The organism is Xanthomonas sp. SHU 166, assembly GCF_000364685.1.
In the GTDB taxonomy this organism is placed as follows: domain Bacteria; phylum Pseudomonadota; class Gammaproteobacteria; order Xanthomonadales; family Xanthomonadaceae; genus Xanthomonas_A; species Xanthomonas_A sontii.
On the sequence record NZ_AQOJ01000246.1, the window covers coordinates 1 to 7601 of the forward strand.

At 69.5% G+C, this 7601-nt stretch carries 7 protein-coding genes; 3 read left to right on the forward strand and 4 right to left on the reverse strand.

Translation table 11 applies throughout. The features are described 5' to 3' along the window. The first annotated feature begins 31 nt into the window (after window positions 1-31). Together D180_RS08020 and D180_RS08025 are read left to right on the forward strand one after the other, a co-directional pair. Window positions 32-808 (forward strand): DeoR family transcriptional regulator, encoded by a 777-nt coding sequence (locus D180_RS08020; RefSeq protein ID WP_043090637.1) that lies wholly within the window; start codon window positions 32-34, stop codon window positions 806-808. Next, window positions 805-1929 (forward strand): amidohydrolase family protein, encoded by a 1125-nt coding sequence (locus tag D180_RS08025; protein WP_017912388.1) that lies wholly within the window; start codon window positions 805-807, stop codon window positions 1927-1929. The genes D180_RS08020 and D180_RS08025 overlap by 4 nt, the downstream gene beginning before the upstream one ends. Window positions 1930-2318: 389 nt before the next feature. Here D180_RS08025 and D180_RS08030 read toward each other — a convergent pair whose 3' ends face one another. The 4 genes from D180_RS08030 to D180_RS08045 form a co-directional block, all read right to left on the reverse strand. Continuing rightward, window positions 2319-2843 carry a hypothetical protein gene (locus D180_RS08030; protein WP_017912389.1) on the reverse strand — a complete coding sequence of 175 codons (525 nt, stop codon included), beginning with the start codon at window positions 2841-2843 and terminating at the stop codon, window positions 2319-2321. 47 nt (window positions 2844-2890) lie between these two features. Continuing rightward, a complete protein-coding gene (locus D180_RS08035) occupies window positions 2891-3184 on the reverse strand; it encodes a LysM peptidoglycan-binding domain-containing protein (RefSeq protein WP_017911040.1) in 294 nt (97 codons plus the stop codon). A gap of 371 nt (window positions 3185-3555) precedes the next feature. Continuing rightward, window positions 3556-4374, reverse strand: a complete 819-nt coding sequence (gene queF, locus D180_RS08040; protein ID WP_017912390.1) for an NADPH-dependent 7-cyano-7-deazaguanine reductase QueF — start codon at window positions 4372-4374, stop codon at window positions 3556-3558. Window positions 4375-4756: 382 nt separating this feature from the next. Further along, the gene (locus D180_RS08045; RefSeq protein ID WP_017911042.1) at window positions 4757-6061 is read right to left on the reverse strand and encodes a M20 family metallopeptidase; all 1305 of its coding nucleotides are present in this window, start codon (window positions 6059-6061) and stop codon (window positions 4757-4759) included. Between the two features lie 286 nt (window positions 6062-6347). Between D180_RS08045 and D180_RS08050 the strand changes: the two genes are divergently transcribed. Further along, complete coding sequence (locus D180_RS08050; RefSeq protein ID WP_017912391.1) at window positions 6348-7586, forward strand: efflux RND transporter periplasmic adaptor subunit; 1239 nt, start codon at window positions 6348-6350, stop codon at window positions 7584-7586. The last annotated feature ends 15 nt before the right edge of the window (window positions 7587-7601 follow it).

Here is a 7601-nt window from a genome sequence, read left to right on the forward strand (position 1 = left end):
TTCCCGGTCGCCCGCGAATCCGAGAATGGCCATGCGCAACACCCGCTCCCGCCGCCAGCAGATCCTGCAGTCGCTGCTCGAACACGGCACGGTGCAGGTTGCCGACCTGGTGGAACGCTTCGACGTGTCGGCGGTGACCATTCGCGCCGATCTCAACCATTTCGAGGCGCAGGGCCTGGCCACCCGCACCCACGGCGGCGCCACGCTGGTGCGCACGCCGCCGCAGGAGCAGGACATCCATGAAAAGGACGCGCTGAACCTGCCGCTGAAGGAATCGATCGGCGCCTGTGCCGCGCGCATGGTGCAGCCCGGCGCCAACATCATCATCGACTCCGGTTCGACCACGATGACCCTGGCCCGCCACCTGCGCGCGCACCGCGACGTCACGGTGATGACCAACGGCCTCAACATCGCCTGGGAACTGGCCAACGCGCCCGGCATCAACGTGCTGCTCACCGGCGGCCAGTTGCGCCAGCAATCGCTGTCGCTGCAGGGCAGCCAGGCCGAGGCCAGCCTCAACGCCTACGGTTTCGACACGCTGTTCCTGGGCGTGGATGGCCTGGACCTGCAGTTCGGCCTGACCACCCACGACGAGGCCGAAGCGCGGCTCAACCACCGCATGGTCGAGCGCGCGCGGCGCATCGTGGTGCTGACCGACGCCTCCAAGTTCGGCCGGGTCAGCTTGCACCGCATCGCCCGCCTGGACCAGATCCACGCCATCATCACCGACGCCGGCATCGACGAGGCCACCCGCGAGGGGCTGCAGCGGCTGGGCATCGAGGTGATCGTCGCCGAGCCCACGCCATGACCGACACCCGCTCCCTGCACGGCCGCCTGCTCACCCCGCTGGGCTGGCGCCGCGGCCACGTCCACTTCGACAGCCACGTGCGCCGGCTGCAGGTGGACGACCACAGCGGCGGCGACGATCCGCAATTGCCGCTGATCCTGCCGGGCTTCGTCGACCTGCATGTGCACGGCGCCGCCGGCGTGGATCTGATGCAGGGCGGCGACGCGGCGCGGCGCATCGCCCGCACCCACCTGCGCTTCGGCACCACCACCCTGCTGGCGACCACCATGACCGCCGGCGTCGAGGAGATCGCGCACGCACTGCGCGGCGTCGCCGCGACCATGGCCGCGCCCGATGCCGACGCCGCCTGCATCGCCGGCGTGCACCTGGAAGGCCCCTTCATCAGCCCGCAGCGGCTGGGCGCGCAACCCGACCGCACGATCGAGGCCAGCCTCGCCCAGGTCCAGCAGTGGCAGGCGCTGGCGCCGATCCGGGTGCTGACCCTGGCGCCGGAGATCGGTGCGCACACCGCGCTGATTCCGGCGCTGACCGCACTGGGCATCCGCGTGCAGCTCGGCCACAGCGCCGGCAGCTACGAGGACGGCGTGGCGGCGCTGCAGGCTGGCGCGGCCGGCTTCACTCACCTGTTCAACGGCATGACCGGCGTGGACCACTATCGCCCCGGCATCGCCGCCGCGGCGCTGGCGCATGCGCAGTACGCCGAACTCATTCCCGACCTGCAGCATGTGCATCCCGGCGTGATTCGCCTCGCCGCGCGCGCGATCCCGCGCCTGTACGCGGTGACCGACGCCACCGCCGCCACCGGCATGCCCGACGGCGAATACGCACTGGGCGAGCAGCGCGTGCACAAGTGCGGCGGCTGCGTGCGCCTGGCCAGCGGCTCGCTGGCCGGCAGCGCACTGACCATGGATCAGGCGTTGCGCAACCTGGTGCAGGCGGGCCTGGAGCTGGCCGATGCCGCACAGCGCGTGTCCACCTTCCCGGCCGACTACCTGGGCCTCGGCGACCGCGGCCGCATCGCTCCCGACGCCCGCGCCGACCTGGTGGTGCTGGACAGCGACCTGCGCCTGCGCCAGGTGGTGGTGAGTGGGCGCATGCTGGATCTGCACGCGCATCACTGATCGCCTTGCGCGGCTGCGCGGTGCTGGCCAGCGATGGTGCGCGCAGACGCCGCCGAGTGGACGGCAAGGCATCGTCCAGGACGTGCGTCGGGATGGAAGGGCGCCGCTGATCCGCCGGATGCAGCTTGCGCCTCCGTGGCAGGAGCGGCGTCAGCCGCGACGGGCGTACCCGCTAAGGCCGGTCGCGGCTGAAGCCGCTCCTATGACGGGTTTCCGGGCTATGGGAGTGTCCTGAAGTCCCCCACACCTTCTTCCTCCGGCGCGTCGGCAGTGCTGTCGGAGCATCGGGCCACGCATAAAAAAGGCGCAGCCTCGCGGCTGCGCCAGCGTGTCGCACGTGCCGGGAGAGAGGCGGCGCGTGCGACCCGTGATCGGGCCTCAGCCCTGGATCACTTCACCTCGAACGTCTGCGGCGTGCCCGCCGCCTGGCCGTTCACGGTGACCTCGGCCTTGTACTGGCCGGCCGGCCAGCCCTTGGGATTGGTGAACTCGAAGTTGGTGGTGTCGGCACCGCTGGTATTGAGCGTCTCGGTGCGCTCGCCGGCGGTCTGGCCGTCCTGGAACACCAGCTTGGCGCCGACATTGGCGTTGGTCGCCGAGCCCTCGGTCTTCACCGAAACGATGATCTTGTCCTTGCTGGCGAGCGTGGTCATCGGTGCGACGGACTTGTCCGCCGCGGCAGTGTTGCCGACAGCGACGGCGGCCACGTTCACCGCATTGGCGCCTGCGGCGGCCGGCGCCGGCTGCTCCGCCGGGGCTGCGGCCGGACCCGGCATCTGCTCAGTCGGCGCGGACGAGGTGGGATCGGGCGACACGGTCTGTTGCTGCTCCTGCTTCTTGCAGCCGGCCAGCGCCAACGCGCCGACCAGGGCGATCATCAGGGGCGAAAACGCGGAGATCGAGCGGGTCTTCATCGGTGGGGACTCCTGTCGGAATAACGAAAGGGGGTGGTGGCGACGCCTCAGGCGCCGGCCGGCAGCTTGAGGGTCTGGCCGGGATAGATCTTGTCGGGGTCGGCCAGCACGTCGCGGTTGGCCTCGAAGATGCGCGTCCAGGCGTTGCCGTCGCCGTAATGCAGCTTGGCGATCTTGGATAACGAATCGCCAGGCTTGACCACGTACACCTGCTGCACCTGCTCGGCGGTGCTGTCGACCTTGCTCTGCACGGCGGAAAAATCCGCCTTCTGTACGACGTCGGCGGTGGTGTCCACCTTGGCGGTGACCGCCGAGAAATCGGCGCGCTTGTCACTGTTCATCGCGTGGCTTCCTGCGTGATGGGACGCTGCCACGGTGTCACAGGATTTGTTAAAAAAGGATCGCGCGACCGTGAACCGCGCGGCTGCGGTTCAGGCGCGCCGCGCGTATGCCAACGCGGCGAAATGTGTCGCTCGCATGCTCGGGACCGTGCATGCCGGCAGAACCGCGAACACACGCCACCATCGCCATGTGGGCGCATCGTCCAGGCGACGACTGCGCGAACCCCGGTCTGCCGCAGAGAAGCTGACGACAGCGCTCCCCGCAGGGCGCTTCTTGTGGGAGGTACTTCAGTCCCGACTGCAGCACGCTCGGCCGCGTCGATGAAGTCGCGCGTCGCGGCCGATGGCGCAATCGCGGTGTCAGCGCCGCTCTACTGACGCAGATCGCGCAGGAATCTCAGCGGCTCGGCCACGTCCGCGGTGGCGCGCCAGGGATTGATGTCCAGCCCGCCGCGGCGGGTGTAGCGCGCCTCCACCTGCAGCGACTGCGGGCGGCAGCGTGTCATCAGGTCGTGGAAGATGCGCTCCACGCACTGCTCGTGGAAGCCGGCGTGTTCGCGGAAACTGATCAGGTAACGCAGCAGGCCTTCGCGGTCGATGCGGCCGCCGCGATAGCGCACATGCAGCGAGGCCCAGTCTGGCTGGCCGGTGACCGGGCAGTTGGACTTGAGCAATTCGCTGGTGAGGGTTTCCTCGACCACATCGCCATCGGCAGCGGACAGGAAGTCCGGACGCGGCGGACCGTAGCAGTCGATGGCGATGTCCAGCGCATCGAGCGACTCGCCCTCGCCCAGCGTGTCCATCGGCGGCAGGCCAAACTCCATCGCCACGTCGGCGCCGGCGCGCGCCGACAGATCGGTGACGATGCAACTGCGCAGCGCTTCGGCGCTGTTGAAGCGCATCGCATTGAGCGAGTTGAGATAGAGCTTGAGCGATTTGGATTCGATCAGGTTGGGCGAGGCGCACGGCACGTGCAGGGTCGCGGTGGCGACACAGGGCTTGCCCTGCGCATCGAGCCAGCTCAGTTCGTAGGCGTGCCAGCGGTCCACGCCGAAGAACGGCAGCGCCGCGGGGTCGAGACCGATCTCGGTGCGCGCCGCAGCGCGCGGGATGGGAAACAGCAGCGCGGGATCGTACTGCGACGGGTAGGCGACCTCGCGGCCGAGACTGGAATCCTGGGGGGTGTTCATGCCGTGCAGTGTAGCGGGCGCGTTCTGGCTGGGAGGTGTATGGGGCTGGGATTCGGGATTTGGGATTTGGGAGTGGCAAAAGCAAAATCTGGCTCACTTGGATCGACGTGCTTGCGTCGATGCGAGGCGTTGCACGTCGCGACCGAGGTCGCTTCCACAAAGGCTCACCGCGAGCCCGCCGGATGCACTGTGGGAGGGACTTCAGTCCCGACGCATTGCCCCATCGGCAAGCGCGCCACATCGCGCCTCGCACCTGCATGACGGTTGACTCCCCGGGACGATCGAGCGCCGCTCCAACGGATAGGCGTTGGGGCAGCACCGATGACGATTCCCTAAGCCGCCGCACCCACGCGCTTACGAATCCCCAATCCCGACTCCGCAATCACTGCTTCAAATAATCCAGCGTCACCTGCAGCATGGCGCGCAGGCCGACGTCCAGGGCGGTCTCGTCGAGCAGGAACTGCGGCGAGTGGTTGCTGGGCGCAGTCGCCGGGTCGATGCCGGGGCCGGTGGCGCCGACGAAGAAGAACATCGACGGCACCTGCTGCGCGTAGAACGAGAAATCCTCCGCGCCCATCTGCAGCGGCGGTTCGTAGACGTTGCCGGCGCCGACCACCGCCTGCAGGCTGGGCAGCATGCGCGCAGTCAGCGCCGGGTCGTTGACCGTGGCCGGGTTGCCGTCCTGGTCGGGCACGTGCGCTTCGGCCTTGGCGCCGTGCGCGGCGGCGGTGTGCTCGGCCACGGTCCTGAGGTCGGCGAAGATCTGCTGGCGCATGCCCTCGTCGAAGGTGCGGATGGTGCCGACCATCTCCACGTCGTCGGGGATGATGTTGTAGCGGATGCCGCCCTTGATCGCGCCGAAGCTGAGCACCGCCGGCTGCTTGGACAGGTTGGCGCGGCGGCTGATCACCGTCTGCGCCGCGCCGATCAGATCGGCGCTGGTCACGATCGGGTCGATGCCGTTCCACGGCGCCGAGCCGTGGGTCTGGCGGCCGATCACCTTGATGCTGAAACGGTCCGAGGCGGCCATCAGCGGGCCGCCGCGCACCGCGATCTTGCCGGCCTGGACGCTGGAGAACACGTGCAGGCCGAACATCGCCTGCGGCTTGAAGTCGCGGAACAGGCCTTCCTTGAGCATCAGCGAGGCGCCGCCCTCCTCGTTGCCCGGCGCGCCCTCCTCCGAGGGCTGGAACACCAGCATGACCTCGCCCGGCAGCTGCGCGCGCATCGCCACCAGCGCCTCGGCGACGCCGAGCAGGATCGCGGTGTGCGCGTCGTGGCCACAGGCGTGCATCACCCCCACGGTCTCGCCGCGGTACTCGCTGGTGGCCTTGGAGGCGAACGGCAGGCCGGTCTGCTCGGTCACCGGCAGCGCGTCCATGTCCGCGCGCAGGGCGATCTTCGGCCCCGGCAGCGCGCCTTTGACGATCGCCACCACGCCGTGGTGGGCGATGCCGGTCTGCGGCTTCAGGCCCAGCGCGCGCAATCGCTCCGCGACCTTGGCGGCGGTGCGCTCCTCGCGGTTGGACAGCTCGGGGTGCTGGTGGAAGTCGCGCCGCCACTCCACCACCTTGGCCTGCAGCCTGGCCGCGGCGGCCGTCACCTCCGGGCGCTCGGCGCTCTGCGCCCAGGCCAGGGCGGGGACGGCGAACAGCATCGCGGACAGCAGGCGGGACAGGCGCGGCATGGCAGGGCTCCAGATCGGGACGCAACGGGCGTTCAGTCACTGTAGTGCATCGGCCGCCGGCGAGGGGCGGCCACGGATCCCGTTGCGGACAAAAAACCCTTGCGAATCCGTGTCAACCGATGCGCCGCCTGCGCGTTGCGAGAGCGGACGACCGGCCTTGCCCGCCCGCGGGGTCTGTCCCTTCAGTCATGGTCCAATCGCAACGCGCCGGCGATATGCTTTCTCGCTCGTCACCAGCCACTGCGGGAGGGCCCTCCACCCCGCCTCGCCACAGGAGTTTCCCCGGATGTCGCGTTTCTGGAAGATTGCGCTGCTGATCCTCGCAGCGGTGGCCGTGGTGGTGGTGGGCATGCGCGTCATGCGCGGCGGACATCACAAGGGCGGCGGCCCCGGTGACGGCATGGGCGACGACAGCGACAACACGCCGGTCCCGGTGACGGTCGTCGCCGCCACACACCAGGCGGTGCCGATCTACGCCACCGCCACCGGCACGGTGACCGCGCTGAGCACCGTCACCGTCAGCCCGCAGGTCGGCGGCCAGCTGATGAGCCTGAACTTCCGCGAAGGCCAGGAAGTGAAGAAGGGCGAGCTGCTGGCGCAGATCGACCCGCGCTCGCTGCAGGCCAGCTACGACCAGGCCGCGGCGAGCAAGCGCCAGAACCAGGCGCTGCTGGCCACCGCGCGTTCCACCTTCCAGCGCTCCGACTCGCCGGCCTACCGCCAGTACGTGGCCAAGACCGACCTGGACACCCAGCGCAACCAGGTGGCGCAGTACGAAGCGGCGGTCGCCGCCAACGACGCGCAGATGCGTGCGGCGCAGGTGCAGTTGCAGTACACCCGCATCCTCGCCCCCAGCGACGGCATCGCCGGCATCCGCGGCGTGGACGTGGGCAACATCGTCAGCACCAGCAGCACCATCGTCACCATCACCCAGGTGCACCCGATCTACGTGACCTTCAACCTGCCGGAGATCCAGCTGCAGGACGTGCGCCAGGCGCAGGCGGCCGCGCCGCTGCCGGTGACCGCTCTGGACCGCACCGATGCGCATCCGATCGCCAGCGACGGCCAGGTCGACGTGATCGACAACCAGATCAGCGCCGACACCGGCACCTTCAAGGTCCGCGCGGTGTTCCCGAACGACGACCGCGCGCTGTGGCCGGGCCAGTTCGTCAACGTGCGCCTGACCCTGCGCACCGTGGCCGACGGCGTGGTGGTCCCGACCCAGGCGGTGCAGCGCGGGCCCAACGGCGACTACGTGTACGTGGTGCAGGCCGACAACACGGTCAAGATGCAGACGGTGAAGCAGGGCGCGGAAGTGGGCGACAGCCACGTGCAGCTGACCGAAGGCCTGAAGGCCGGTGAGCGGGTGGTCACCGAAGGCCAGTTCCGGCTCAAGCCCGGCACCAAGGTGAACGCGCTGAAGCCGGGCGAAGCGCCGCCGGAGCCGACCGAGGCCGAACTGAAGGCGGCCGAGGGCAAGCAGCAGCAGCGCGGCGGCGGACGCCGCGGCGGCGGGCCGCGCTGAGCGTGCCGCGCACGC